The sequence below is a fragment of the Pseudomonas sp. NyZ480 genome (assembly GCF_029537255.1).
GTDB classification, from domain to species: Bacteria; Pseudomonadota; Gammaproteobacteria; order Pseudomonadales; family Pseudomonadaceae; genus Aquipseudomonas; species Aquipseudomonas taiwanensis.
In genome coordinates, this window is sequence record NZ_CP120626.1 from 3,697,568 (window position 1) to 3,723,670 (window position 26,103).

16 protein-coding genes and 1 other RNA gene are annotated in these 26,103 nt (G+C 63.3%); 5 read left to right on the top strand and 12 right to left on the bottom strand.

The annotated features are described in order from the left end of the window. Window positions 1–30: 30 nt before the first annotated feature. The 3 genes from recR to dnaX all read right to left on the bottom strand — a co-directional run bounded on the left by recR (window position 31) and on the right by dnaX (window position 3,135). Complete coding sequence (gene recR / locus P3R38_RS16920) at window positions 31–633, bottom strand: recombination mediator RecR (protein ID WP_023381417.1); 603 nt, start codon at window positions 631–633, stop codon at window positions 31–33. An 89-nt stretch (window positions 634–722) separates the two neighbouring features. Next, on the bottom strand, window positions 723–1,058 hold the full coding sequence (locus P3R38_RS16925; protein WP_023381418.1) for a YbaB/EbfC family nucleoid-associated protein: 336 nt from the start codon (window positions 1,056–1,058) through the stop codon (window positions 723–725). Window positions 1,059–1,122: 64 nt separating this feature from the next. Then, window positions 1,123–3,135 (bottom strand): DNA polymerase III subunit gamma/tau, encoded by a 2,013-nt coding sequence (gene dnaX / locus P3R38_RS16930; RefSeq protein ID WP_277686446.1) that lies wholly within the window; start codon window positions 3,133–3,135, stop codon window positions 1,123–1,125. A gap of 125 nt (window positions 3,136–3,260) precedes the next feature. Between dnaX and P3R38_RS16935 the strand changes: the two genes are divergently transcribed. Further along, entirely contained in the window at window positions 3,261–4,028 is a 768-nt protein-coding gene (locus P3R38_RS16935; protein ID WP_023381420.1) for a transporter substrate-binding domain-containing protein, read from the top strand. Between the two features lie 102 nt (window positions 4,029–4,130). Here the strand turns inward: P3R38_RS16935 and P3R38_RS16940 are convergent, their stop codons facing one another. The 6 genes from P3R38_RS16940 to P3R38_RS16965 form a co-directional block, all read right to left on the bottom strand. Beyond that, the gene (locus P3R38_RS16940; RefSeq protein WP_104883437.1) at window positions 4,131–4,634 is read right to left on the bottom strand and encodes a hypothetical protein; all 504 of its coding nucleotides are present in this window, start codon (window positions 4,632–4,634) and stop codon (window positions 4,131–4,133) included. A 231-nt stretch (window positions 4,635–4,865) separates the two neighbouring features. Continuing rightward, window positions 4,866–4,962, bottom strand: an RNA gene (gene ffs / locus P3R38_RS16945) — signal recognition particle sRNA small type. A 183-nt stretch (window positions 4,963–5,145) separates the two neighbouring features. Then, on the bottom strand, window positions 5,146–7,476 hold the full coding sequence (ligA, locus tag P3R38_RS16950) for an NAD-dependent DNA ligase LigA (protein ID WP_023381434.1): 2,331 nt from the start codon (window positions 7,474–7,476) through the stop codon (window positions 5,146–5,148). 63 nt (window positions 7,477–7,539) lie between these two features. Further along, a complete protein-coding gene (gene zipA / locus P3R38_RS16955) occupies window positions 7,540–8,421 on the bottom strand; it encodes a cell division protein ZipA (protein WP_104881441.1) in 882 nt (293 codons plus the stop codon). A 204-nt stretch (window positions 8,422–8,625) separates the two neighbouring features. Then, window positions 8,626–12,114 carry a chromosome segregation protein SMC gene (gene smc / locus P3R38_RS16960; protein WP_277686447.1) on the bottom strand — a complete coding sequence of 1,163 codons (3,489 nt, stop codon included), beginning with the start codon at window positions 12,112–12,114 and terminating at the stop codon, window positions 8,626–8,628. A 3-nt stretch (window positions 12,115–12,117) separates the two neighbouring features. After that, window positions 12,118–12,777, bottom strand: coding sequence for a GntR family transcriptional regulator (locus P3R38_RS16965; protein ID WP_023381437.1), 660 nt, complete (start codon window positions 12,775–12,777; stop codon window positions 12,118–12,120). 269 nt (window positions 12,778–13,046) lie between these two features. Between P3R38_RS16965 and xdhA the strand changes: the two genes are divergently transcribed. Genes xdhA through guaD form a run of 4 tightly spaced genes read left to right on the top strand, consistent with a single transcriptional unit; the run spans window position 13,047 to window position 19,096 of the window. After that, window positions 13,047–14,501 (top strand): xanthine dehydrogenase small subunit, encoded by a 1,455-nt coding sequence (gene xdhA / locus P3R38_RS16970; protein WP_023381438.1) that lies wholly within the window; start codon window positions 13,047–13,049, stop codon window positions 14,499–14,501. Beyond that, the gene (xdhB, locus tag P3R38_RS16975; RefSeq protein WP_277686448.1) at window positions 14,494–16,890 is read left to right on the top strand and encodes a xanthine dehydrogenase molybdopterin binding subunit; all 2,397 of its coding nucleotides are present in this window, start codon (window positions 14,494–14,496) and stop codon (window positions 16,888–16,890) included. The genes xdhA and xdhB overlap by 8 nt, the downstream gene beginning before the upstream one ends. Window positions 16,891–16,935: 45 nt before the next feature. Next, on the top strand, window positions 16,936–17,781 hold the full coding sequence (gene xdhC / locus P3R38_RS16980; protein ID WP_023381440.1) for a xanthine dehydrogenase accessory protein XdhC: 846 nt from the start codon (window positions 16,936–16,938) through the stop codon (window positions 17,779–17,781). Between the two features lie 10 nt (window positions 17,782–17,791). Further along, window positions 17,792–19,096 (top strand): guanine deaminase, encoded by a 1,305-nt coding sequence (guaD, locus tag P3R38_RS16985; protein WP_277686449.1) that lies wholly within the window; start codon window positions 17,792–17,794, stop codon window positions 19,094–19,096. A gap of 7 nt (window positions 19,097–19,103) precedes the next feature. On the opposite strand, the gene P3R38_RS16990 is transcribed toward guaD, so the two are convergent. From P3R38_RS16990 to P3R38_RS17000, 3 genes are all read right to left on the bottom strand, one after another. Beyond that, window positions 19,104–24,125 (bottom strand): DUF6543 domain-containing protein, encoded by a 5,022-nt coding sequence (locus tag P3R38_RS16990; protein ID WP_277686450.1) that lies wholly within the window; start codon window positions 24,123–24,125, stop codon window positions 19,104–19,106. Between the two features lie 113 nt (window positions 24,126–24,238). Continuing rightward, on the bottom strand, window positions 24,239–24,937 hold the full coding sequence (gene aqpZ, locus P3R38_RS16995) for an aquaporin Z (RefSeq protein ID WP_023381443.1): 699 nt from the start codon (window positions 24,935–24,937) through the stop codon (window positions 24,239–24,241). Window positions 24,938–25,129: 192 nt separating this feature from the next. Next, window positions 25,130–25,885 (bottom strand): GntR family transcriptional regulator, encoded by a 756-nt coding sequence (locus tag P3R38_RS17000; RefSeq protein WP_023381444.1) that lies wholly within the window; start codon window positions 25,883–25,885, stop codon window positions 25,130–25,132. Window positions 25,886–26,103: the final 218 nt, after the last annotated feature.

A 26,103-nucleotide genomic window follows, 5' to 3' on the forward strand; every position in this document is an offset into this window, starting at 1 on the left:
ACCCGCGAACACGGGCAAGCCCGTGTCAGATCACAACGAAATCGGCTTGCGCCCGGCGAAGGCATGGGCCAGCGTCCCGCCATCCACCAGCTCCAGTTCGCCACCCAGCGGCACGCCATGGGCAATGCGCGAGGCCACCAGGCCCTTCTCGGCTAGCAACTGCGCGATGTAATGGGCCGTCGCCTCCCCTTCCACCGTAGGGTTGGTCGCCAGGATCACCTCGGTAAACGTCCCCTGCTCTTCGATGCGCGCCATCAACTGCGGCACGCCGATCGCCTCTGGCCCCAGGCCATCCAGTGGAGACAAATGCCCCTTGAGCACGAAGTACCGGCCGCGGTAGCCGGTCTGCTCGACCGCATACACATCCATCGGCCCTTCCACCACGCACAGCTGGGTATCGTCGCGACGTGGGTCGGCACATTGCGGACACAGTGCCTGCTCGGTGAGCGTACGGCACTGCTGGCAATGACCCACACCTTCCATGGCCTGGCTCAGAGCTTGCGCCAGGCGGGTACCACCGCTGCGGTCGCGCTCAAGCAGTTGCAGGGCCATGCGCTGGGCAGTTTTCTGGCCGACACCCGGCAGAATGCGCAAGGCGTCGATCAGTTGGCGGATCAGGGGGCTGAAGCTCATGTGTGCAGGCCTGTGAATTCAAGAAACAGAACGAACAAGGGAGCAACGACCCAGCGGCCGTTGCTCCCCAATTTGACGCAAGAGCCCGATCAGAACGGCATCTTGAAGCCCGGCGGCAACTGCATGCCGGCCGTCATGCTGCCCATTTTTTCCTGGCTGTTCTGCTCGACCTTGCGCACGGCGTCATTGAGCGCGGCCGCGATCAGGTCTTCGAGCACTTCCTTGTCGTCTGCGTCGGTCGACATCAGGCTCTGGTCGATGCTGACGCGCTTGACGTCGTGACGACCGGTCATCACCACGCTCACCAAGCCGCCACCGGACTGGCCGGTGACTTCGGCGTTGGCCAGCTCTTCCTGCATCTTCTGCATTTTTTCCTGCATCTGCTGGGCCTGCTTCATCAGGCCGGCCATGCCACCTTTCATCATGGGGGTATACCTCGATTGGGTCGTGTGATGCAGCCCGACGGGTGGCCGGGCGCATGGTTATCCGTTACTGGCCCTGGCTGACCAGGGCGTCTACAGGCTCAATAGTATCGTGCCGGACCGTGGCACCGAACAGTTTGATCATCTGCTGGATCAAGGGGTCCTGCTCGATCGACACCACCGCCTCATGCTGGCGCTCGGCGCGCTTGCGCGATGCGGCTTGGGCGGGCGTCTCCTGCTCGGGGCGCACCAACTCGATCCTAAGGTTCAGGGTACGCCCCAGGTGCTGGTTGAGCGCTTCGTTCAAGCGGCGCTGCTGAGTGCTGTTGAACAGCGCGCCCTGCCCGGGATCCAGGTGCAACAGCCAGTCATCACCGTCTGCCGCGATCAGCGTACAGTTTGCCGCGATGTTGCCTGTCATACCGGAGACAGGCAACTGTGGGAATAATTCCAGCCATTGCAAGGCCAGACCGGTGGCTGGCTGGGCAGCAGGCAACGGCTCTAGGGCTGCGACAGGCTGGTCTTCCTGAACGTGTTCGGCCAATTCGTCGAGGTAGCTGAAGCCCATCGGCTCGCTGTCGCCAGCATAGTAGTCGTCGTCCATCGGCGGCTCATCGTCACGGTCCATGCCTGCTGGAGCATAGGCATTCGGATCGAACGGTGGCGCCTCGAAGGCTGGCGGTGCGCTTGGTGGCTCGGGCTTCACAGGCACAGGCGCCGGAACGGGCTCGATGGCCTTCGGAGCTGGCTGGGCCGCGGGCTCCTCCCACGGCAGGTCGACAACCTCTTCTACAGGTGCAGGCTCCGAATGAGCCACTTCTGGCTCAGCTTCCGGCGCCGGCTCCGCGACCACCTGCTCGACCGCAGGCGCCGGCGGCGCCTCGACAACGGGCGACGCAACAGCAACCGCCGCCGCTGCCACCGGTTTCGCAGAATCAGCTGTGGCCTGGCTGATCCCCACCGGCTTTAGTACCGGTTTCGGCGCATCATCGGTATCGGCCGGACGGAACGCCAGCATGCGCAACAGCACCATCTCGAAGCCGCCCCGAGGGTCCGGCGCCAACGGCAGGTCACGACGGCCGATCAGGCCCATCTGGTAATAGAACTGCACGTCCTCGGCGGGCAACGCCGCCGCCAGGGCCAGCACTCGCTCACGATCGCCCTGGCCATTGTCCACCGCCTCTGGCAAAGCCTGGGCGATGGCCACCCGGTGCAACACATTGAGCATTTCAGCCAGTACGCCACTCCAGTCCGGCCCTTGCTCGGCCAGGTTGCGCACCGCTTCGAGCAGGGCACGGGCATCGCCTTCCAGCAACGCCTGGAGCACGCCATAGACCTGGCCATGGTCAAGGCTGCCGAGCATGGCACGCACGTCAGCGGCCAGCACCTTACCCTCACCGAAGGCGATGGCTTGGTCGGTAAGGCTCATGGCGTCGCGCATCGAGCCATCGGCGGCACGTCCGAGCAACCACAGCGCATCCGGCTCGAACGGCACGTTCTCGGCCGTGAGCACGTGACTCAGGTGCTCGACCACCCGCTCGGGGCTCATGTTCTTCAGCGAGAACTGCAAGCAACGCGACAAGATTGTGGCCGGCAGCTTCTGCGGGTCGGTGGTGGCCAGGATGAACTTGACGTAGGGCGGCGGCTCTTCCAGCGTCTTGAGCAAGGCGTTGAACGAGTGAGTGGACAGCATGTGCACTTCGTCGATCAGGTAGACCTTGAAGCGTCCGCGGCTTGGCGCGTACTGCACGTTATCGAGCAGTTCGCGGGTGTCTTCCACCTTGGTTCGGCTGGCGGCGTCGATCTCGATCAGGTCGACGAAACGGCCCTCGTCGATCTCACGGCACACCGAACAGGTGCCACAAGGCGTGGACGTGATGCCGGTTTCGCAGTTCAGGCATTTGGCTATGATGCGCGCAATGGTAGTCTTGCCGACCCCGCGGGTGCCGGTGAACAGGTAGGCGTGATGCAGGCGCTGATTGTCCAGCGCGTTGATCAAGGCCTTGAGCACATGGGTCTGGCCGACCATTTCGCGGAACGAGCGCGGACGCCATTTACGTGCAAGAACCTGATAACTCATCGAAAAACCATCGTAGCCTGATCGAGCGAAGGATCGCTAATCCTAGCGGAGCGGGGGCAAAATTGCACCCTGCGCGGTTCGTCTAAGCTAAGGAACTGGCGCAGGAAGTTCCGGGAGGAAAGCCCTTGCGAAGACTGCTGGCCCTGTTGTTGTTCTGGACCACCCACAGCCTGGCCGAGCAGCCAGTGCTGCGCTTCTCCGTCGTCGAGAGCTGGAGCATGCCGCTGATTCGTACCGAAAAGGGTCGGCCGGTGGAGGGCATGCTGTACGACCTGATGCAGGCCCTGGCCCGCGAAGCCGGTGTCCGCCCTGAATACCACCTGATGGCCCGCCTACGCTTGCAGCAGGCGATGAACGACGGCGATATCGACGTGCGCTGTTACGTCAGCACCCTGTGGTTCAATGACCGCCCTGGAGATTTCGTCTGGAGCATTCCTCTGTTCACCCAGCGCGATGTGCTGGTCGGCCGCCCCGGCGAGCGCAGCCCTGCCAGTGTGGAGCAGTTGCCACCGCAAGCCATCGGCACGGTGTTGGGGTACACCTATGCCTCGCTCGAGCCCCTGTTCAAGCAGCAGCGCCTGCACCGTGAAGACAGCCGTAACCAGGTGCTGGTGCTGCAGAAGCTCGAGGCGGGTCGCTATCGGCATGCGGTGAGCAACCTGATGTCACTGCAGTGGTTCAACCAACGCTTGCCGGCCGAGCAGCACCTGAAGGCAGTGGCCGTGCTGGAAGAGCAGTCCCTAGGCTGCATGGTGCGCAATGATCCGGCGATACCGACCCAGGGGTTGCTCCGGGCGCTGGTGAGGATGAAGCAATCGGGAGAGATCGAACGGATCACCCGGCGGTATGGGGCCGTGGAATATCCGGGAGACGCCTCGGCGGCTCTACCTTGATGCGGTGGGCACTGGGCTCGCCTTGATTGGGGCACGGCTGCGCCATACCCCCTCTACCAAGAAGAGATCAGCCACCGGGATGCCAGAGGGGTTGCCCTGGGCTCAGCGAGACGGCGCAGCCATGTGTTGCTGATGCTGCATCATCTGCTCCATCATCATCTGCTGCATGCCCATGTACCTGTCCATCATGTATTGATGCTGCTTCATCTGCTCGGGCGTCATCTGCGAGTAATGGCTGCCCATTTGCCCCCAGCCCATCTTGTGGCCGCCGCCCATCATAGGCCCGCCCATCTTGCCGCCTGCACAGCATCCCATCATGCCCGCACCCCACATCCCGGACATCATCTGCATGCTCTGCTGCATCATTGCCTGGTGCTCCTGCATCAGCTTCTGCCGCTGAGCAGGGTCGGTGGTTTTCTGGATAAGGCTCATCTGCTCCTGCATCTTCTTCAGATTTTCCTGGGCCTTGGCCATCTGTTGATCGAACTTCTCGACACTCATGGACTGCTCGGCCGGCTTGGCGACGCCAGCGTCCTGCTGGGCATAGATCAGCGCCGGGAAAAGCACTGCTGCCAAAGCGATAACGGCGAATTTGGAGGCTTTCATGGTTCAGCTCCTTGCGCGCAAGGTCAGGGTAGGGAGTGGAGCGCCACTGTCCAATCTAATCCTGGCCGCACACCCGAAACTGATCTAAATCAACCACGCAACCTATCGCGACGCACAGGCGATAGCAGCCGCTCAGCGACCACCACTGGGGCGTACCAATACGTTGTTCGACTCTGGGGATGCTGGAGCGAGAAATCCTTGAGAATTCAAGGACTTGCGTAATGGAGGCGGCCCCACCAGCCACACCCCGGCACTCGATGTCACCGCTACGGCTGCTCCCTTCCGGGCCTGACCGGGTTAACGGTTAATCAATGCGGGGGGACCGATGGGGCCACCACTACGCGGCTCGCCATGTGACGAGCCGCGCCATTGTACCGGTCTGGGGCGAACTTACAACCTCTGCGGCGAGAAAAAGTCATCATTTCTCAATGACTTGTCCTGACGCGCCTGACTCGTCGCCGCTAAGCCGGCCGCTACACGGGCCGCGGCGCCCCAGGATCACGGCAGGCCCCTAGATAGCAATACCCTGATCGGCCAAGAACGCAACAAATGCATCCTCATCCAGCACCCTCACCCCCAGCTCACTGGCCTTGGCCAGCTTGGAACCGGCACCGGGACCGGCAACCACGCAATGGGTCTTGCCGGACACCGAGCCGGCTACCTTGGCGCCCAGGCTTTCGAGTTTTTCCTTGGCGATGTCGCGACTCATGCGCTCCAGGGTCCCGGTCAGCACCCAGGTCTGACCGGCCAGCGGCAGCCCTTCGGCAACTTTTTTCTCATTGCTCCAGTGCATGCCGAACTCCAGCAACTGAGCCTCGAGAGCCCGTGCAAGCTTCTGGTTGGCCTCGTCGCGGAAGAATTCGCGCACCGCATCGGCCTGCTTGGTGTTCAAGACCTGGCGCAAGTCGATGCCGTCGGCTTCGATGATCTTGTCCAGGCTGTCGAGCTTGGCCACCAGCTTTTCCGCCCCCGTCGGGCCGACCGAGGCGATATCGAGCTTGGCGATCATGCCGGCCAAGGTGGTGCTGGCCGCGAACTCCGCTGCCACCTCGCCCTCGTCCTGCAACTGCATGCCGCTGGCGAACAGTTGCTCGATGACCTTGCGGTTGTGGTCGTCTTCAAAGAAGTTATGAATCTCATAGGCCACTTCGAGCCCGATGTCCGGCAGGTAGGTCAGCACCTGCGGCAGCGCCTTCTGAACCCGCGCCAGGCTACCCAGCGAGCGAGCCAGGACCTTGGCGGTCTCCTCGCCCACATCCGGAATGCCCAAGGCATAGATGAAGCGTGCAAGGCTCGGGCGCTTGCTGGCCTCGATGGCGTCCAGCAGCTTCTTGCTGGAGACCTCAGCGAAACCTTCCAGACCAACGATCTGCTCGAACGCCAGCTTGTACAGGTCCGCCGGCGAGCCGATCAGCCCCTCATCCACCAACTGCTCGACGCTCTTTTCACCCAGGCCGTCGATGTCCATGGCGCGACGGGACACGTAGTGAATGATCGCTTGCTTGAGCTGGGCACCGCAGGCCAGGCGACCGACACAGCGATACACCGCGCCCTCGCTGGTGGTTTCCTTGCCCTTGCTGCGCTTGACCAACTGGGTGCGCTCGACCTGCGAGCCGCACACCGGGCATTCGCTAGGCACCTCCACCGGACGGGCATCTTCGGGACGACGCTCGAGCACCACCTGCATCACCTGCGGGATAACGTCACCGGCGCGGCGAATGATCACCGTGTCACCGATACGCAGCCCCAAGCGCGCAATTTCATCCATGTTGTGCAGGGTGGCGTTTGACACGGTCACGCCGGCGACCTTGACCGGCTTCAGGCGTGCCACGGGAGTGACCGCTCCGGTACGACCGACCTGGAACTCGACATCCAGCACTTCGGTCAGCTCTTCCATGGCGGGGAACTTGTGGGCCACGGCCCAGCGCGGCTCTCGGGCGCGGAAGCCCAGCTCGCGCTGCGCGGCCAGACTGTTGACCTTGAACACCACGCCGTCGATTTCGTAGGCCAGGCTGCTACGCCGCTCACCGATGTCGTGGTAATAGGCCAGGCACTCTTCGATGCCCGCCGCGTGCTTGAGTTCGCGGCTGATCGGCAGGCCCCATTGCTTGAGTTGTTCGAGGATACCAATGTGGCTTTCGCCGATGCTCTCGGAGACCTGCCCCACGCCATAGCTGCAGAATTCCAGCGGGCGACTGGCAGTGATCTTCGGGTCCAACTGACGCAGGCTGCCGGCCGCCGCGTTGCGTGGGTTGGCGAAGGTCTTGCCGCCAGCAGCGGCCTGGACAGCGTTGAGTCGGTCGAACCCGGCCTTGCTCATGTACACCTCACCGCGCACTTCAAGCACGGCAGGCCACCCCTGGCCCTGGAGCTTGAGCGGGATATTCCGCACGGTGCGCACGTTGGCGCTGATGTCTTCGCCGGTGGTGCCATCACCTCGGGTCGCGCCTTGCACCAACTGGCCATCACGGTACAACAGGCTGACCGCAAGGCCATCGAGCTTGGGCTCGCAACTGAAATCGACCGCACCGGACTGATCGAGCCCTTCGGCCACGCGCCGGCCGAACTCGCGCAGGTCGGCCTCGTCGAAGGCGTTGCCGAGGCTGAGCATCGGCACTTCGTGACGGACCTGGCTGAATGCCGCCAAGGCATGACCACCGACGCGCTGAGTCGGCGAGTCGGGCGTCACCAGGTGCGGGTATTCGGCCTCCAGCGCCTTGAGTTCGTTGAACAGGCGGTCGTACTCGGCATCTGGGATGCTTGGCTCGTCGAGCACGTAATAGCGGTAGTTGTGCTGATCGAGCTCGGCTCGCAGTTCGAGAATTCGGGTTTCGGCAGTCATTTTTGGCTCTCTTGCAAAGCAAAAAAGCAGCCAACAGGCTGCTCTTTCGTTTGGATCCTTCTGTCAGCGCTTCTGAGTCAACGCACGGCGCTCGAACTCGACGATACGCTGGCGGTAGTGCTCGATGGTCTGGGCGGTCAGCACGCTGCGCTGGTCGTCCTTGAGCTCGCCATTGAGCTCATGGGCCAGCTTGCGTGCCGCGGCCACCATCACATCGAAGGCCTGCTTTGGATGGCGCGGGCCTGGCAGACCGAGGAAGAAACTCACGGCCCGGGTGCTGAAGTGGTCGATGTCGTCCAGGTCGAAGACGCCTGGCTTGACCGCGTTGGCCATCGAGAACAGCACTTCGCCGTGACCGGCCATGCTTTCGTGACGGTGGAAAATATCCATTTCACCGAAGCGCAGGCCGCTCTCGAGAATGTTCTGCAGCAGCGCCGGCCCCTTGAAACCACCTTCGTCACGGGAGATGACACTGATCACCAGCACCTCTTCGACAGGTGGCAGCTCTTTGGCCGCGTTGCCGCTGGCAGCAAAACCGCTGTTGCGATTGTTGTCCGCGGCCAGACCTTCATCGGCATCGTCGAACAGATCGGGCTCGCGCTGCTCGGCAACCAGGTTCAGGTCACCCTGTTGGGCTTGCGCGGTACGCTTGCCGCGCTTGTTGGCCTTGGCAGGCTTGGGTTCGCGCTCACGCTCACGCTCGGGCGCACTGACCGAAGGCAGGTCGCTCTCGTCCAGCTCCGGCTCCTTGTGGGTGTCCAGCACCCGCGATGGGCCAAGCACCTCGGCACTGCCTTCGTCGTCCGGCAGGTTGGAGTAGCTGCGATCCAGACGGAACTTCAACTTGCCTTTACCGCCGCGCATGCGGCGCCAGCCGTCGAAAAGAATACCGGCGATGACAATGATGCCGATGACGATCAGCCACTCGCGCAGACCGATTTCCATGTAATCCCGTGCCTCTATAAAAATATGCTTGAAAACAAAGGGTTCAAAGCCCTTTAACACGTGGCGCCAACTCTATGTTCTGACAGGCGTTTTACCCACGCAAAAAACGAGTGACATTAAGCTAGCACGACCAAAGACAACTTTACACCGTCTGTCGCACATGACGGGGGCATTTGCCCACACATTCTGCCCTATCTTCGCTCATCAGGCGTCGACCATGGCCAGAGCCTCCTCCACATCAACTGCAACAAGACGTGAGCACCCAGGCTCATGCATGGTCACCCCCATCAATTGATCGGCCATCTCCATGGCAATCTTGTTGTGGGTGATGTAGATAAATTGCACGCTTTCACTCATGTCCTTGACCAAACGGGCGTAGCGCCCGACGTTGGCATCGTCCAGCGGTGCATCGACTTCGTCGAGCATGCAGAACGGTGCGGGGTTCAACTTGAAGATGGCAAACACCAGCGCCAATGCGGTCAGTGCCTTTTCGCCGCCGGACAGCAAATGGATGGTGCTGTTCTTCTTGCCCGGCGGACGCGCCATGATCGTCACCCCTGTATCGAGTAAATCTTCGCCCGTCAGTTCCAGATACGCGCTGCCGCCACCGAAAACTTTTGGGAAAAGCGCCTGTAATCCGGCATTTATCTGATCAAAGGTATCCTTGAAGCGGTTGCGGGTTTCCTTGTCGATCTTGCGAATGACGTTCTCCAGGGTCTCCAGAGCTTCGACCAGGTCGGCGTCCTGAGCATCCAGATAGCGCTTGCGCTCGGACTGCTGCTCGTATTCTTCGATCGCCGCCAGGTTGATCGCGCCCAGGCGCTGGATGCGCGCCTCCAACTGCTCAAGCTCCTGCTCGGTGCCCTGCTCGCTGGCCTCAGGTTCCAACGTGGCGAGCACGCCCTGCAAATCATAGCCATCGGCCAGAAGTTGCTCCTGCAGCGTCTTGCGGCGCACGTCCAGGCCCTGGCACTCCAGGCGCAACTGCTCCAACTGGCCACGCAGCAACTGTGCCTGCTGTTCGGCCTGGGTACGGCGCTTCTCGGCCTCTCGCAGTTCGCGGTCGGCCTCATCCATGTGCAGACGCGCCTGGCGCATTTCCTCGTCGACGCTCATGCGCCGCTCCAGCAACTCCTCCAGCTTCAGACGCAGTTCTTCGAGCGGCGCTTCGCCCTCCTCCAGATTGAGGCTCAATTGCTCCTGGCGCTCGCCAAGGCGCGCAGCCTGCTGCTCCAGACGCTCCAGAGCCTGGCGAGTGGAGTCGTGCTGGGCGCGCAACGAACCCAGGCGCACGGCGAGTTGGTGGGCATGGTCCTTGTGCTGACGGGCCTCCTGTCGCACACGGTCGAGACCCTCGCGCAAGGTATCGCGCCGGGCCATCAGCGCTTCGCGCTGCTCGGCGTCCTGTGCCATGAGGTCCAGCGCCTCTTGCAGCAACAGGCGCGCTTCGCCCAATTGCTCATGCTCCACGGCGCGTTGCTCCTGCAACTCGACCAGCTCTTCGTGCAAGCGGCCGCGGCGCAGTTCCAACTGCTCGGCACGCGCACGGGCGGCCGACAGGCGCGAGTTGAGCTCGCCGTGCTGTAGGGTTTGCTCCTGGGTGCGGCGGCGCAGTTGCTCTCGCTGCTCTTCGTGGTCCAGTTGCTGCTCGCGCAGGGCCTGCAACCGTTGTTCGAGCACCTCGAGCGCCGCCTCCTGCTCAGCCTGGTCGAAGCCCAGGCGCTCGATTTCCTGGCCACGGGCCAGCACACCACCCTGGGCGTCTCCACCACGGCTGATGCGCAGGAAGTGCCGGCCCACCCAGTAGCCGTCGCGGCTCACCAAGCTCTGACCTTCGCCCAGGGAGGCGCGCAGGGCCAAGGCTTGCGCGAGGTCCTCCACCGGCTTGACCTGGGCCAGCCACGGGGCCAGGTCGGTACGACCTTCGACCTTGTCCAGCAGGCTGCCGGCCGGGCGCGCACCCTCCTCGTCGGCCAGCAGCAAACGCAGCTCGCCCTGCTCGAGGTGCGTGAAATCAAGCCCGGCGAAGTCATTGACCAACACCGCTTGCAAGTCAGCTCCGAGCACCGTCTCCACGGCCAGCTCCCAACCCGGCTCGACACGCAAGCCCTCGGCCAGCCGGGGCTGGTGCGCCAGGCCTTGTTCGCTCAACCACTGCGCAATGCCTGCGCCTGGCTCGAGGGCGGCCTGCTGCAATGCCTCGAGCGAGGCCAGGCGTCCGCCCAGCCGCTGCAGATCGCCCTGCGCCTGCTGCTGCGCTTGGGTCGCCTGCTGCAACTGCTCACGCACGCCCTCAAGGCTGTCGACCAGTTGCTCTTCCGCCAACTGCAGCGCTTCAAGCTGTACTTCACTGCCTGCCAACTGCTCGCTCAAGGCCCGCATGTCGGCATCCTGCGGGTCGGCGCCCAGCTGCTCGCCTTCCTCGGTCAGTTTGCGCTGGCGTTCGCTCAGGCGCTCCAGGCTGGCTTCAAGCTGCTGCAGACGCGACTGCTGGACCTCGGCCTGGCGCCGAGGTTCGGCAGAGCGGGTATTGAAGCTGTCCCACTGCTCTTGCCAGCCGTGCATGCCTTGCTCGGCTTCTTCCAGGATGGCGGCAGCCTCCTCGGCCGCGGCCAGGGCCAGCTCCTGCTCGGGCAGCAGCCTGTCCAGCTCTTCGCCCAGCGTGGCCAGCAGGGTGCGATCGTGGCCCAGGTGCGACTCGGTCTCCAGTCGCGTGCGCTCGGCCTCCTTGAGGTCGTCCTGCAACTGACGAAGGCGTTGCTGGCCGTGCTGAATGCTCTGCTCGACCCGGGCGATATCGCCGGCCACCGAGTAGAAACGCCCTTGGACCTGGTTGAAGCGTTCGGACAGCTCGTGATGACCGTCGCGCAGGCGCTCGATGGCGGCGTCGGCATTGCGTTGCTCGGCCACCAACGCCTCATGGGCGACGTCCTGATCGCCAATCACCCCTTCACGCTGGCGCACTCGGGCATCTAGGTCGCGCCAGCGCAAAGCCGACAAACGCGCCTTGAACTGGCGCTCCTGGGCTTTGTACTCGCGGTATTTCTCGGCGGCCTGGGCCTGGCGATGCAGGCGCTCCAACTGGCGCTCCAGTTCTTCGCGCAGGTCGGTCAGGCGCGCCAGGTTTTCCTGGGTGCGGCGAATGCGGTTCTCGGTCTCGCGGCGGCGCTCCTTGTATTTGGATATGCCAGCGGCTTCCTCGATGAAATTGCGCAGCTCCTCGGGCTTGGCCTCGATCAGCTTGGAGATCATGCCCTGTTCGATGATCGAATAGCTGCGCGGGCCCAGGCCGGTGCCGAGAAAAATATCGGTGATATCACGCCGACGGCACTTGGCACCGTTCAGGTAATAGGTGTTCTGCCCGTCGCGGGTCACCTTGCGACGGATGGAAATCTCCGCATAGGCGGCGTATTCGCCCACCAGGGTATTGTCACTGTTGTCGAACACCAGTTCGATGCTGGCCTGGCTGACAGGCTTGCGGCTGGTGGAGCCGTTGAAGATGACATCGGTCATCGACTCGCCACGCAGGTTCTTCGCCGAACTTTCGCCCATCACCCAACGCACCGCGTCGATGATGTTGGACTTGCCACAGCCGTTGGGGCCGACCACGGCCGCCATGTTGCTGGGGAAGTTGACCGTGGTCGGGTCGACGAACGACTTGAACCCGGCCAGGCGAATGCACTTTAGGCGCATCGGTCAGACTCGGGCCAACGCAGCCAGCACCAGTTCGCAACTACGCTGGCCGTAGGCGGTAAGCACTTCGCGAATGCGCGGCAGGTCTCGGGCGACCACGGCGTCGAGCAAGCGGGCGAACAGCTCCAGGTAGTCGTTCATGTTGGCCTGGCGCTGATCCAGTGACAGGTAGTAGGCACGGCTCATGGCCGGCTGCAGGTTCTCGACGGTTTCCTGGAGGAACGGGTTGTCGGCAAACGGGTAGGCCGCGCGCATCACGGCAAAACTTTCGGCGACGAAGGTCTTGATGTCCTTGTTGGCGCACGCTTGCTGCAGGCGCTGCTGAATGCCCAAGAATGGCAACAGGTCGCTCTCGACGCGCCATTTCTGCGCAACCGCGTTGCCCAGCAGGATGTAGAACTCGCTCATCAAGGTGCACAGGCTGCGCACGCTGCGTTCGTCCAGTTCGGTCACATGGGCACCACGACGCGGCAAGATCGCGACCAGATGCCGACGTTCGAGGATCAACAGGGCCTCACGCACCGAGCCACGGCTGACATTGAGCGCCTGGGTGACCTTCTGCTCCTGGATACGTTCTCCCGGCGCGAGTTCGCCACGGATGATCCGCTCGGCCAGGTAGTCGGCAATCTGCTCTGAGAGGCTGTCCGGCGCCTTGAACGTCATGGTTTTCCTTCAGAATCATTGAACTGGAGACAAGGGCGGGATTGTAGCGCACTTGCAGCCCAATCGAGCAGGGGGACTACAGCCTTTGTTGACATCGCCCAATGCCCTCGATGACGGCCCGATCTATGCTTAGGAAAAGGACGGGTTCGGTGGAATCGGCGTAGGCATGAATAATTTCCTGACCTTTGAGTCAGAAAAATATTGACCTTCAGGTCAGCCCTGCTTAGAGTCCGCCCGAACAACAATAAAACCATTGCGAGGCCTTCCCCGTGATCCAGTTTCTCGTCAATCAGGAGCTGCGTAGTGAGCACGCCCTGGACCCGAACATGACGGTGCTGCAATACCTGCGCGAGCACCTGGGCAAACCCGGCACCAAGGAGGGCTGCGCCAGTGGCGACTGCGGCGCCTGCACCGTGGTGGTCGGCGAACTGACCCAGGACGCTGCCGGCAACGACACCTTGCGCTACCGCAGCCTCAACTCGTGCCTGACGTTCGTTTCGTCGCTGCACGGCAAACAGCTCATCAGCGTCGAAGGCCTCAAGCACCAGGGCAAGCTGCACAGCGTGCAACAGGCCATGGCCGACTGCCACGGTTCGCAGTGCGGCTTCTGCACCCCTGGTTTTGTCATGTCGCTGTTCGCTCTGCAAAAGAACAGCGAAGGCCACGACCTGCACCAGGCGCAGGAAGCACTGGCTGGCAACCTGTGCCGTTGCACCGGTTACCGCCCGATTCTCGACGCGGCCCAGCAGAGCTGCGCCCAGCCCTGCCGGGACCAGTTCGATGCCCAGCAGGCCCAGACCATCAGCCGCCTCAAAGCCATTGCCCCGACCCAGACCGGCGAGCTCAACAGTGGCGACAAGCGCTGCCTGGTGCCGCTGACCGTGGCCGACCTGGCCGACTTGTACAGTTCCCACCCCGAGGCACGCCTGCTGGCCGGTGGTACCGACCTGGCGCTGGAAGTCACCCAGTTCCACAAGACCTTGCCGGTGATGATCTACGTCGGCCACGTCGCCGAACTCAAGCGCATCGAGAAAACCGCCAGCCACTTGGAAATCGGCGCCGCCACCCCGCTCACCGACTGCTACGGCGCGCTCAACGAGGAATACCCTGACTTCGGCGCCCTGCTCCACCGCTTCGCCTCGCTGCAGATCCGCAACCAGGGCACCCTGGGCGGGAACATTGGCAACGCCTCGCCGATTGGCGACTCGCCACCCTTGCTGATCGCCCTGGACGCGCAGATCGTGTTGCGTCAAGGCCAGCGCCAGCGCACTCTGGCACTGGAAGACTATTTCATCGACTACCGCATCACCGCACGCCAGGACAGCGAGTTCATCGAGAAGATCATCGTGCCCCGCGCCAGCGCTGACTGGGCGTTCCGCGCCTACAAAGTGTCCAAGCGCCTGGACGACGACATCTCCGCCGTGTGCGGGGCGTTCAACCTGAGCATCGAAAATGGCGTGGTCAGCGGTGTGCGCATTGCCTTCGGCGGGATGGCCGCCATTCCCAAGCGTGCCCGGGCCTGCGAAGCCGCACTGCGCGGCAAGCCTTGGAACCAGGCCAGCATCGAACGCGCCTGCCAGGCGCTGGCCGAGGACTTCACCCCGCTCAGCGACTTCCGTGCCAGCAAGGAGTACCGCCTGCTGACCGCGCAGAACCTGCTGCGCAAGTACTTCATCGAACAGCAATCGCCATACATCGAGACCCGGGTGACCGCTTATGTCTAACCATCACGCAGCCAAGAGCCAGGCCGAGATGGCCGAACTGTTCCGCCAGGACCTGACCACCGGTGTTGGTCGCAGCATCAAGCACGACAGTGCCGACAAGCATGTGTCCGGCGAGGCGGTGTACATCGACGATCGCCTGGAGTTCCCCAACCAGCTGCACGTGTATGCCCGCACGTCCGACCGCGCCCACGCACGCATCCTGCGCATCGACACCACGCCCTGCTATGCCTTCGAAGGTGTGCGCATCGCCATTACCCACGAAGACATTCCCGGCCTGAAGGATATCGGCCCGGTGGTTGCCGGTGACCCGCTGCTGGCCATCGACAAGGTCGAGTTCTTCGGCCAACCGGTACTCGCCGTGGCCGCCCGCGACCTCGACACCGCGCGCCGTGCGGCCATGGCCGCCATCATCGAGTACGAAGACCTGGAACCAGTGCTGGATGTGGTCGAAGCGTTTCGCAAGAAGCACTTCGTGCTCGACAGCCACACCCACCAGCGTGGCGATTCGGCCGCAGCCCTGGCCAGCGCTGCGCACCGCCTGCAAGGCACCCTGCACATCGGCGGCCAGGAGCACTTTTACCTGGAAACCCAGATCTCTTCGGTAATGCCTACCGAAGATGGCGGCATGATCGTCTACTGCTCGACCCAGAACCCCACCGAGGTGCAGAAGCTGGTCGCCGAAGTGCTGGACGTGCCGATGAACAAGATCGTGCTCGACATGCGCCGCATGGGCGGCGGTTTCGGAGGCAAGGAAACCCAGGCGGCCAGCCCGGCGTGCCTGTGCGCGGTGATCGCCCGCCTGACCGGCCAGCCGACCAAGATGCGCCTGCCGCGCGTCGAAGACATGACCATGACCGGCAAACGTCACCCGTTCTACGTCGAGTACGACGTGGGCTTCGACGATGACGGCCGCCTGCATGGCATCACCTTCGACCTGGCTGGCAACTGCGGCTACTCCCCGGACCTGTCCGGTTCGATCGTCGACCGCGCCATGTTCCACTCCGACAACGCCTATTACCTGGGCGATGCCACCGTGCACGGCCACCGTTGCAAGACCAACACCGCCTCCAACACCGCCTACCGTGGCTTTGGCGGTCCGCAGGGCATGGTCGCCATCGAGCAGGTGATGGACCACATCGCCCGCCACCTGGGTCGCGACCCGCTGGAGGTACGCAAAGCCAACTACTACGGCAAGACCGAGCGCAACGTCACCCATTACTACCAGACGGTCGAGCACAACATGCTCGAAGAGATGACCGCCGAACTGGAAGCCAGCTGCGACTATGCCGAGCGTCGCGAGTCGATCCGCCGCTTCAACGCCAACAGCCCGATCCTGAAGAAGGGCCTGGCGCTGACCCCGGTCAAGTTCGGTATTTCGTTCACCGCCACCTTCCTCAACCAGGCCGGTGCGCTGATCCACATCTATACCGACGGCAGCATCCACCTGAACCACGGCGGCACCGAAATGGGCCAGGGTCTGAACACCAAGGTCGCCCAGGTGGTCGCGCAGGTGTTCCAGGTCGACTTCAGCCGTATCCAGATCACCGCCACCAATACCGACAAGGTGCCCAACACCTCGCCGACCGCCGCCTCCAGCGGCGCCGACCTCAATGGCAAAGCGGCGCAGAATGCCGCCGAAATCCTCAAGAAGCGCCTCACCGAATTCGCCGCACGCCACTATCAGGTGACCGAGGAAGACGTCGAGTTCCGCAACGGCCATGTACGGGTGCGCGACCAGATCGTCAGTTTCGAGCAACTGGTTCAGCTGGCGTACTTCGCCCAGGTTTCGCTGTCGAGCACCGGTTTCTACCGTACGCCGAAGATCTACTACGACCGCAGCCAGGCGCGTGGCCGGCCGTTCTACTACTTCGCCTTCGGCGCGGCATGCGTGGAGGTGATCGTCGATACCCTGACCGGCGAATACAAGATGCTGCGCGCCGACATCCTGCATGACGTCGGTGACTCGCTGAACCCGGCCATCGACATCGGCCAGGTGGAGGGCGGCTTCATCCAGGGCATGGGCTGGCTCACCACCGAGGAACTGGTGTGGAACGCCAAGGGCAAGCTGATGACCAACGGCCCGGCCAGCTACAAGATACCGGCAGTGGCCGACATGCCGCTGGACCTGCGCGTGAAGCTGGTGGAGAACCGCAAGAACCCGGAAGACACCGTGTTCCACTCCAAGGCCGTGGGCGAGCCACCGTTCATGCTCGGCATCGCTGCCTGGTGCGCGATCAAGGATGCCGTAGCCAGCATCGCCGACTACCGCGAGCAGCCGAACATCGACGCGCCAGCGACGCCGGAGCGGGTGTTGTGGGGCTGTGAGCAGATGCGCAGGGCGGTGGCCACGCAACCGGCCGAACCGCAACTGGAAACAGAGACTCAGTAACACCGCCCCCAAAGCGGGCCGAGCTACCTGAAGAGGAATTGGATCATGCACCAATGGATCAACGCCCTCGCCGACCATCAATCCCGTGGCGAAGCCTGCGTGCTGGTGACCATCATCGAAGAGCGCGGCTCCACGCCACGCAACGCAGGCTCGAAGATGGTGGTCAGCGCCGACGGCCTGTTCGACACCATCGGTGGCGGCCACCTGGAATACAAGGCCCTGCACATCGCCCGGCAGATGCTCGAAGCGCAACGCACGACCCCGCATCTGGAGCGCTTCAGCCTGGGCGCCAGCCTCGGCCAGTGCTGCGGCGGCGTCACTGTACTGCTGTTCGAACCCATGGCCGCGGTGCAGGCGCAGATCGCTGTGTTCGGCGCGGGCCATGTCGGCCGCGCTCTGGTACCCTTGCTCGCCGCGTTGCCCTGCCGAGTACGCTGGATCGACTCACGCGAGCAGGAGTTTCCCGAGGTCATCCCTAACGGTGTGACCAAGGTCGTCAGCGAGGAACCGGTCGACGAGGTGGCAGAGCTGCCAGCAGGCTGCTACTGCATCGTCATGACCCACAACCACCAGCTCGACCTGGAACTGACCGCCGCCATTCTGAAGCGCAACGATTTCACCTGGTTTGGTCTGATCGGCTCGAAGACCAAGCGCACCAAGTTCGAGCACCGTCTGCGCGAGCGCGGCTATGACGACGCCGTCATGGCACGCATGCGCTGCCCGATGGGCCTGGCCGAGGTCAAAGGCAAGCTGCCGATCGAGATCGCCGTGTCCATAGCCGGGGAAATCATTGCCACTTACAACGCCTGCTTCGGCCAGCACGACGCTGCCGCCAATGCCGGCCCCATTGCCCAGTTGCTGCCGCCTTCACGGCGCAGCCAAGCCCTTTGACGAGCGTTTTATGACTGCTACCCGTAAAGCCTACCGCGCCGCCATCCTGCACAGCATCGCCGACCCGGCCGAAGTTGGCCTGGACGCCTCCCACGAATACTACGAGGATGGCCTGCTGGTAATCGATGATGGCCGCATCAGCGCCGTTGGCCATGCCAGCGAGCTGCTGCCGACCCTGGACGCCGACATCGAGGTGGTGCACTACCAGGATGCCCTGATTACCCCAGGCTTCATCGACACCCATATCCACTTCCCGCAGACTGGCATGATCGGTTCCTACGGCGAACAGCTGCTGGACTGGCTAAATACCTACACCTTCCCCTGCGAGAAGCAGTTTGCCGACAAGGCCCATGCCGACCAGGTGGCGAAGATTTTCCTCAAGGAGCTGCTGCGCAATGGCACCACCACCGCCCTGGTGTTCGGCAGCGTGCACCCGGAATCGGTCAACGCGCTGTTCGAAGAAGCTGAGCGTCTGGACCTGCGCCTGATCGCCGGCAAGGTGATGATGGACCGCAATGCGCCTGACTACCTGACCGACACCGCCGAGTCGAGCTACAGCGAAAGCAAGGCATTGATCGAACGCTGGCATGGCAAGGGCCGCCTGCACTACGCGGTCACCCCGCGTTTCGCCCCTACCAGCACCCCGGAACAACTGACCATGGCGGGGCAACTGCTAAAGGAACACCCCGGCGTGTACATGCACACGCACCTGTCGGAGAACCTCAAGGAAATCGACTGGGTCAAGTCGCTGTTCCCTGAGCAGAAGGGTTACCTGGACGTCTACGAACACTTCGAACTGCTGGGCGAGCGCTCGGTGTTCGCCCACGGCGTGCACCTGTGTGACGACGAGTGCCAGCGTCTGGCAGAAACCGGCTCGGCGATCGCCTTCTGCCCAACCTCCAACCTGTTCCTGGGCAGCGGCCTGTTCAACCTGCCCCAGGCCGAGCGTTTCAAGGTCAACGTTGGCCTGGGCACCGATGTCGGCGCCGGCACCAGCTTCTCGCTGCTCACTACCCTGAACGAGGCCTACAAGGTGATGCAACTGCAGGGCGCTCGCTTGCACCCCTACAAGTCGCTGTACCTGGCGACCCTCGGCGGTGCCCGTGCCTTGCGCCTGGACGACCGCATCGGCAGCCTGCGCCCAGGCAACGATGCCGACTTCGTGGTGCTCGACTACAAGGCCACGCCGCTGCTGGACTACCGTATCCAACAGTCCAACAGCATCGAAGAGACCCTGTTCGTCCTCACCACCCTGGGCGACGACCGCACCGTGCGGGAAACCTACGCGGCCGGTCGTTGCGTGCACCAGCGCTGAGGCGCGATCAGAAATCGGCCAGGCGCGTCACCGCGACCTGGCCACTGTAAGGCCCTGCCCCTACGCGCAAGGTCACCAGCAAGCGAACCAGACGTCCTTGCTCGACCGCCTGCTGCAGAGCCTGGCGCGCTTGCGCGCCGATCTGCGTGTGCCACTGCGCCAGCCAAGCCTGGGACAGCACTGATCCTCCCAGGTCCGGGGCCACATCGATAACCGCCTCTTCGCTGACGGCCACCAGCACGAGGTAGACCCTGCCTGTCGACGACTGCCCATACTGGACGACATTGCCGATACGCTGCTGGTGGCTCAATCCATAACGCCTGAGCATATCGTCGACCACGTTGATGGCGTGCTGGCGCATGCGTCTGCCACTGACAGTGCCGAGCAATTGCTGGCTGTGGGCATCCACGGCTCGCAGGTAGTACACCGGAGGCCTGGCTGCCGGAGCATCCAGCGCCAGCGTCAACCGCCACCCCCTCTGCCCCTCCAGCTGCAAGGGCCGCTGCGGCGCGAGCAACAACAGCGGGTCGGCGAGATCACCCAGGCCGCGGGTATCTCCCAACCAGCCATTGAGCACCTGCTCAAGGTGCAACAACCGCGCATGCTCGCTGCCCTGGAACCCTTCGAATACCGTACGGGCGACGTTCTGCGCACTCTGTTGGGCCAAACCTGGACGCGCACGGCTAACCTGGTAATCCAACGGCAGGGTGAACAGCGCCCGCCGCACCGACCACCCCTGCTGGTTACGCACCACCAACCAGGGCTGTTCGCCGTAGCGCTGACGCACACAGCGTTGCAGGTCATCGAAACGCAACGGTGCAGGTAGCTGCTGCGTCCGGGTAAGCACAATGGCGCTGTTGCTTTCCACCGGAAAGATCGGCACCCAGCGCCCTTCGATAGCGACCCCTTGGACCAACGCTTCGCCTTCGGCTCCATAAAGCCCTGAGCCTGGTACTCGCTCGATGTCCGCCATCGTGAGCTCACGCGAGCTGTGTCGCCAGCTCCGTCCTTGCGGGACCGTGGGATTCTCGCGCAGCTGGAAATGGATACGCTGCCAGACCAATTCGGTGGTGTGCGGCCCCTCGAAGTGCACGCCGCCCAGCACTGGCCGCAGCAATCGTTGCTGGCGGGCCGTGCGCAGCGCGGCAGCGACCGGCAGTGTCAAGCGGGAGATCAGTTCGTCCAGCCAGACTTCACCGAACAGCACCATGCCGTTGCGCCCCATCAGCGATACCCGCCCCAGCGCCAGATGCTGCAGCAGCACATACACCTCCCGATGCCCGGGCCTCACGAAGATGAACAGGCAACGCCCTTGGTGGCCACCCTCCTGGAGAATCCGGTAACCTCGGTCGACGATGGCCCGCCTGATGCCTGCCTGGAATGGCTGCAAGGTCGGCTGCCCCACAGCGCTGCGCAGCGCATCGGCTTCGGGACGCGCGAGCATCCAGCGCCACTCGTACGTCTGGGTGCCGAGGACGTCTCGGTTGACCGCCACTTGCAGATTGTCGACGATGCGCTCGTCGATTATCCGCAGCGGCTCGGAGGTCGCATCATCCAGCCAGTGATCCAGATCCTCCAGCGTGATCGAACTCCATCCATGGCGGCGCCGGGCATTCCTGAACAGCGTCTCGCCCATTACCTGCCGGGCGTTGGCATTCATCAAGGGATAACGCCGGGCAAGCCGTGCACCGAAGGTTTCGGCAAAACCACCCAACACTTCAGGCGCCTCGGCGGCGTGCTGCCCCAGTCGGACCCGCACCGGTCCGAACCCTTGTGCGATCCCGTCATCGAGATCGACCAGCCGTTCGGGCTGCCAGCCCGGCTGGACGATGAAACGCACCCGACTGGAGGCCGACCCTTCAAGTATTGGGTAATAGTTACCCTCGACACGCACACCGAGCGCCGAGGTATCCGACTGCCCCCCGAAATGTACACTGACTTCGCCCCCGGACCTTGCGATCACACGGTCTTCGCCATGAAGCGCCCAACGCCACTGCTGCCAGGGCTGGGAAGGCCTGGTGACCGGCACACCCGCCGAGCTGCCTGGGCCAATGAGGTAGGTACGCGACCAGGCTGGCGCGACACCATCGGCCAGGTAGGACAATACGAACTCCACCCGCTGCTCTTCACTTCGAAAGGCGTAGTTGGCGAGGATGCGCCGTCCCCGCGCCAAGGCGGTCTGCGGGCTTGCCCCGGCGAACGGCTGGTGCCGGCTGCGCGGCCCCGCATATTTCAGCAGCCCTTCCGATTCGGTCAGTTTGCCGCCGCCACCGCGCAGGCCGACCTCGGCATGCACGACCCAACGCCCACCCTCCCTGCGCACTGGCGCCTCGTAGCGCCGCATGGTGGTTGCACGCAAGCGTAGCGTGTGCTCCCCGGCTCGCCGGTAGACGGCATAGAGGCGACCGTCCTGCTGGATGTACTGCTGGCCGGCATGCAGCCAAAGCCCCTCGTCGCCCCCCTGCAAGCGAGCCGCGCCGCGCAGTCGTGGTTGTACCTCATAGCCGGCCAGCGGGCGGCTGGCGCTGAGTTGCCGCAGGCGCAGGCGCACGGCCCGGCGCAGGCTCCACAGCCCACCGGCGACAGGAACGGCGGTTAGCAGGATGTCGGCCACGGCACCCGCCACGCTCAGCGCAGCCCAACCCAATGAGTCGGCATCCCGTGCCCGCCAGGCGCTACCGATGGCCTGGACACTGTGCTGGATATCCTGCAATGCGACGACCACGTTCACACCCGGCACTATCGCCAGGCCAGCCCTGAGATAACCGATGTGGCGCTCATGCGCCTGCTGGTCACGGCTGATCCTGATACCCAGCTGATTGCGCCCTTGCTGGCGCGCCAGACTCATCAGGCGGTTACGCCGGTCCGTCAGCTGCAGGCCGATGAGCGTCTGGTCGATTGCCGCTGGGGCATTCAAGAAGCCTTCATAGCCCTTGCTGGCCGCCTGGCGGAAATAGCTCAGGAGCCGGTCGGGGTCGTCGGTGCAGCGCTGCGCAACATAGTCGGCTACATCCGTGCGGGTGCGGATGGCCAGCCGCAGATGAGCCAACGCCTGTTCAAGGCTATCGCGCTCGATCAAATTGATGTCTTCTGGCGCACCGGGCAAAACCAGCACGGTTAGGCCTGAATCGGTCCTGACCAGCGCACCGGCACCGCGGATTTCGCTACCCAGGGCCTGGTTGCTGTTGATGGTCAACCAGTGAACTCGCATCCTTGCTTGCGCCAGTGCCGCAGTTGAAGTCACCTGCGCCGCGGTGTCCAGCATGTCCACGGCAGGTTGGCTGAGCGCCTGACGCCAGTGTTGTACGCGGGCCAACAGTTGCAGTTCGAGTCTGTAAGGTCGACGCAAGCGCTGGATATCCGCCTCCTGCGACGGGTCGAATGTCACAGCCAGAGTAGTCTCGAATTGCCTCAGCGGGTCGAGCGAGACCAAGGTGTCGGACAGATACTTCGCCGAGATGCCCGCTACCCGCCACTGGGCCATCTGCAGGCGTCTAGTCTCGGCGTCGTCCTGGCCATCGAAGCCTTCGCAAGCCAGTTGCGCGACCGTCACATCCTCCCATTCGTCGCTTGCCACCCATGTCATCGACGCCTGCGCCGCGTGTAATGGAGCGCCGGAAAAGCCGAACTCGCCGCCAGGGAAGGGCTCGATGACTGTACCTTCGCCCAACCAGTGAAAGCCGACCGACACCGGCCGATGCAGCAGCACGGTGTCAGGGGTCAGCGTGATGCCCAGGTCCTGCTGGATTCGATCGCAGAGCAACTGACCGGCGAATGTGACAAATGGCGGTAATTGTTCTTCAAGCCAATCTTCCAGCGCCCAGGCTGCCTGTTGGTACTCCCTCAGCCAGGCGGCAAAGAGCTCGCGCTCATCTTCGCTTCGCGCCAGCAGCCACTGTGGCAGGTGTTGGGCCAACGTATCGGCTGCCCACAGTTGCTCGAGCACCGCCACCGCCGCCTGCCGACAACTGTCGACCGGCATCGACAGCGCCGTGCGGGCAAGCTCCCGACGCCGCTCGGCCTCCTGATCGGGCGTCAGTTGTGCCAGCGGGCCATTGGCTGGCGGAGCGTCCCCCAACTGCCCCGACCAGTGATCCAGCAGGTCCTGTACAAGACCGGTGAGGCCTTGCGGAGCGGGCACGAACTGCAATTGAGCCTCATCCTCGGGAACCAGCGAGGATACTGGCAGGCGTGCGTTGGCCAGGGTGAAGGCCAGGCGCTCGCGCAGTTGTACCTGGACCTCCAGGCAAATCAGCCCTCCGCCTTCGCCATGAACCCAGACCAGCAGGGGGGCATCGAGCAAGCCAGAGGCCCATGCACTGGCTTGGACCATCGCCCACACCCCAGGCAGTGGCTGTTCACCCACCTGCACCGAAAGCCACTGCACGGGGTGCTGATCATCGGGCGAGAACAATTGGTCGCGAGCCTGATGTGTGATTTGCCCCTCAAGCACCTGCAGGCTTGCCTCGGCATCCATGGCCGCGAGGATTGCTGCTTGCAATGGCCCCGACTCGCGCCACGGCCCTTCCCCCGTCAGCGCCTGACGCGCCTGCTCGGTCGCTTTATGCCGGGTGCTTTGCAGGCTTATCCAAGGCGCCAGTGCCTGTCGCGCTGGCGCCGTCGCGCCGAAACAGTCCAACAGCCGCTGAAGGTGCTGTGCCCGGTAACGGTCACGCAGACGCTCGGGGTAGCTGTCCGGCAAACTGCCTAATGGCAACAGGTCGGCATAAACCTGCGCTTGGGCCTCCAGGGCTTCCTCCAGCACGCTGAACCACTGCGGTTCGGCGGACTCGATGTGCCCTGCCTGCAAATCGAGCCCAGCGGGCAAACGTTGCCGCCATTGCGTATCGCCAGCCGACCTGGCCCGCCGTGCAACCGATGCCTGGTTGAGCCAGTCCACGGGATCGGGCGCATCGGCAAGCAGTGCATGCAGTTGCACCCTGGCCTGCTCCAGGACCGGGTCGGGGGCGCTTGTCGATTCAACGCTGTCGAGGGGTACGGCATCGAACAATTCGGCCGGTAAAGTCATGTAGGTAGCTCCTTATGAAGAGCCACCAGTCTGCGCAGGGGGACCGTCGAAAAGCGGTACATTCATATTCACAGCCCATCGGCGCCCCTGCGCCCCCAGCCTGTAAACCGGCTTTATGGCTCGCGGGCCAAGCCACGGTACAGCGCACCACCGATCGCAGCGCCAATCAACGGTGCCAGCCAGAATAGCCACAACTGCTGCAAGGCCCAGCCGCCGACGAACAATGCCGGGCCGGTACTGCGTGCGGGATTGACCGAGGTGTTGGTCACCGGGATCGAGATCAGGTGAATGAGGGTCAGGGCCAGGCCGATGGCGATAGGGGCGAAACCTGCCGGTGCGCGTGCGTCGGTGGCGCCCATGATGACCACCAGGAACATCGCCGTCATCACCACTTCGCTGACAAAGCCGGCCGCCAGCGAATAGCCGCCGGGCGAGTGATCGGCATAACCGTTCGAAGCCAGACCAGATGCCAGTTCGAAACCGGCCTTGCCGCTGGCGATGAAGTAAATCACCGCCGCCGCCAGGATCGCGCCGATCACCTGGGCGATCACATAAGGCAGCAGTTCCTTGGCCGGAAAGCGCCCACCCACCACAAGCCCGAACGACACGGCAGGGTTGAGGTGGCAGCCGGAGATATGGCCGATGGCGAACGCCATGGTGAGCACGGTGAGGCCGAAGGCGAAAGCGACACCAAGCACGCCAATGCCGATGGGGGAACTGGCTGCGAGTACTGCACTGCCACAGCCGCCAAGCACTAACCAGAAGGTGCCGACCAGTTCGGCGCCCATACGTGTACCCAGGGAGATGCTCATGATTCCTTTCCTCAAGTAGTTGAACGCAATGAATGCGCAAGCCCAACTGCTTGATGAAGGTTTGCCCACAAGAATTTAGCAGACCTTGGGTTAATGGCCAGTCAAGGCCACGGGACCGCTGCGCGACACGAGGCCGCGCCCTCTCGGACGGCGCGGCGCTGGAGAAAACTCAGGAGACCGGCGCGGGAAGGATCAGCCCTTGACGGAGGCCTTGGGCTTTTTCAGGAGGTGCGAAAACACGGCATGCAAGTCGTCCGAGGCACTCTCCTCGTCCAGGTTGAGCTTGCTGTCGATGTGGTCCATGTGGTGCATCATCAGGCTCACTGCCTGCTCGGCATCGCGCGCCTCGATGGCGTCGATCAACTGCATGTGCTCGTCGTACGAGCAATGCGAACGGTTGCCGCTTTCGTACTGGGCGATGATCAGCGAGGTCTGGGACACCAGGCTGCGCTGGAAGCTCACCAGCGGGGCATTGCCAGCCGCTTCGGCCAGCTTGAGGTGGAACTCGCCGGAAAGACGGATACCCGCACCCCGGTCGCCGCGCGAGAAGCTGTCCCGCTCTTCACGCACCATCTGGCGCAGCTCGTTGAGTTGCTCGGCGGTAGCGTGCTGCACGGCCAGTTCGGTGATAGCGCGCTCGACCATACGCCGCGAGAAGAACACCTGACGCGCCTCTTCCACCGTCGGGCTGGCCACCACCGCGCCGCGATTGGGTCGCAGCAGCACCACACTTTCATGGGCCAGGCGCGACAAAGCGCGGCGAATGATGGTACGGCTGACACCGAAGATCTCGCCCAGCGCTTCCTCGCTCAACTTGGTGCCCGGTGCCAGACGCTGCTCGAGGATCGCCTCGAAGATGTGCGCATAGACGATGTCGTCCTGGGTACCACTGCGGCCAGCCTTGCCAGCGCGTGCAGGTTTCTTCAGAGGTTGCAGCTGTTCGTTCATGGGCTCTCGAGGCACGAAGGAAAGTATGGCGCCATTGTACACAGGCTGAGCCGTTTCTGCAGGAGGCCTTTTCGCTATATAGCCATCGAGCGACAGTTTGTGCACACAAAAGATAAAACATTATTTGCATTCTTTGTACACAAAAGGATAATCCAGCGAGCAACTTCTTGACCCATAAGTCAACAAACGGTCGGACGTCTGCCTTCCCTCTTGGAGCC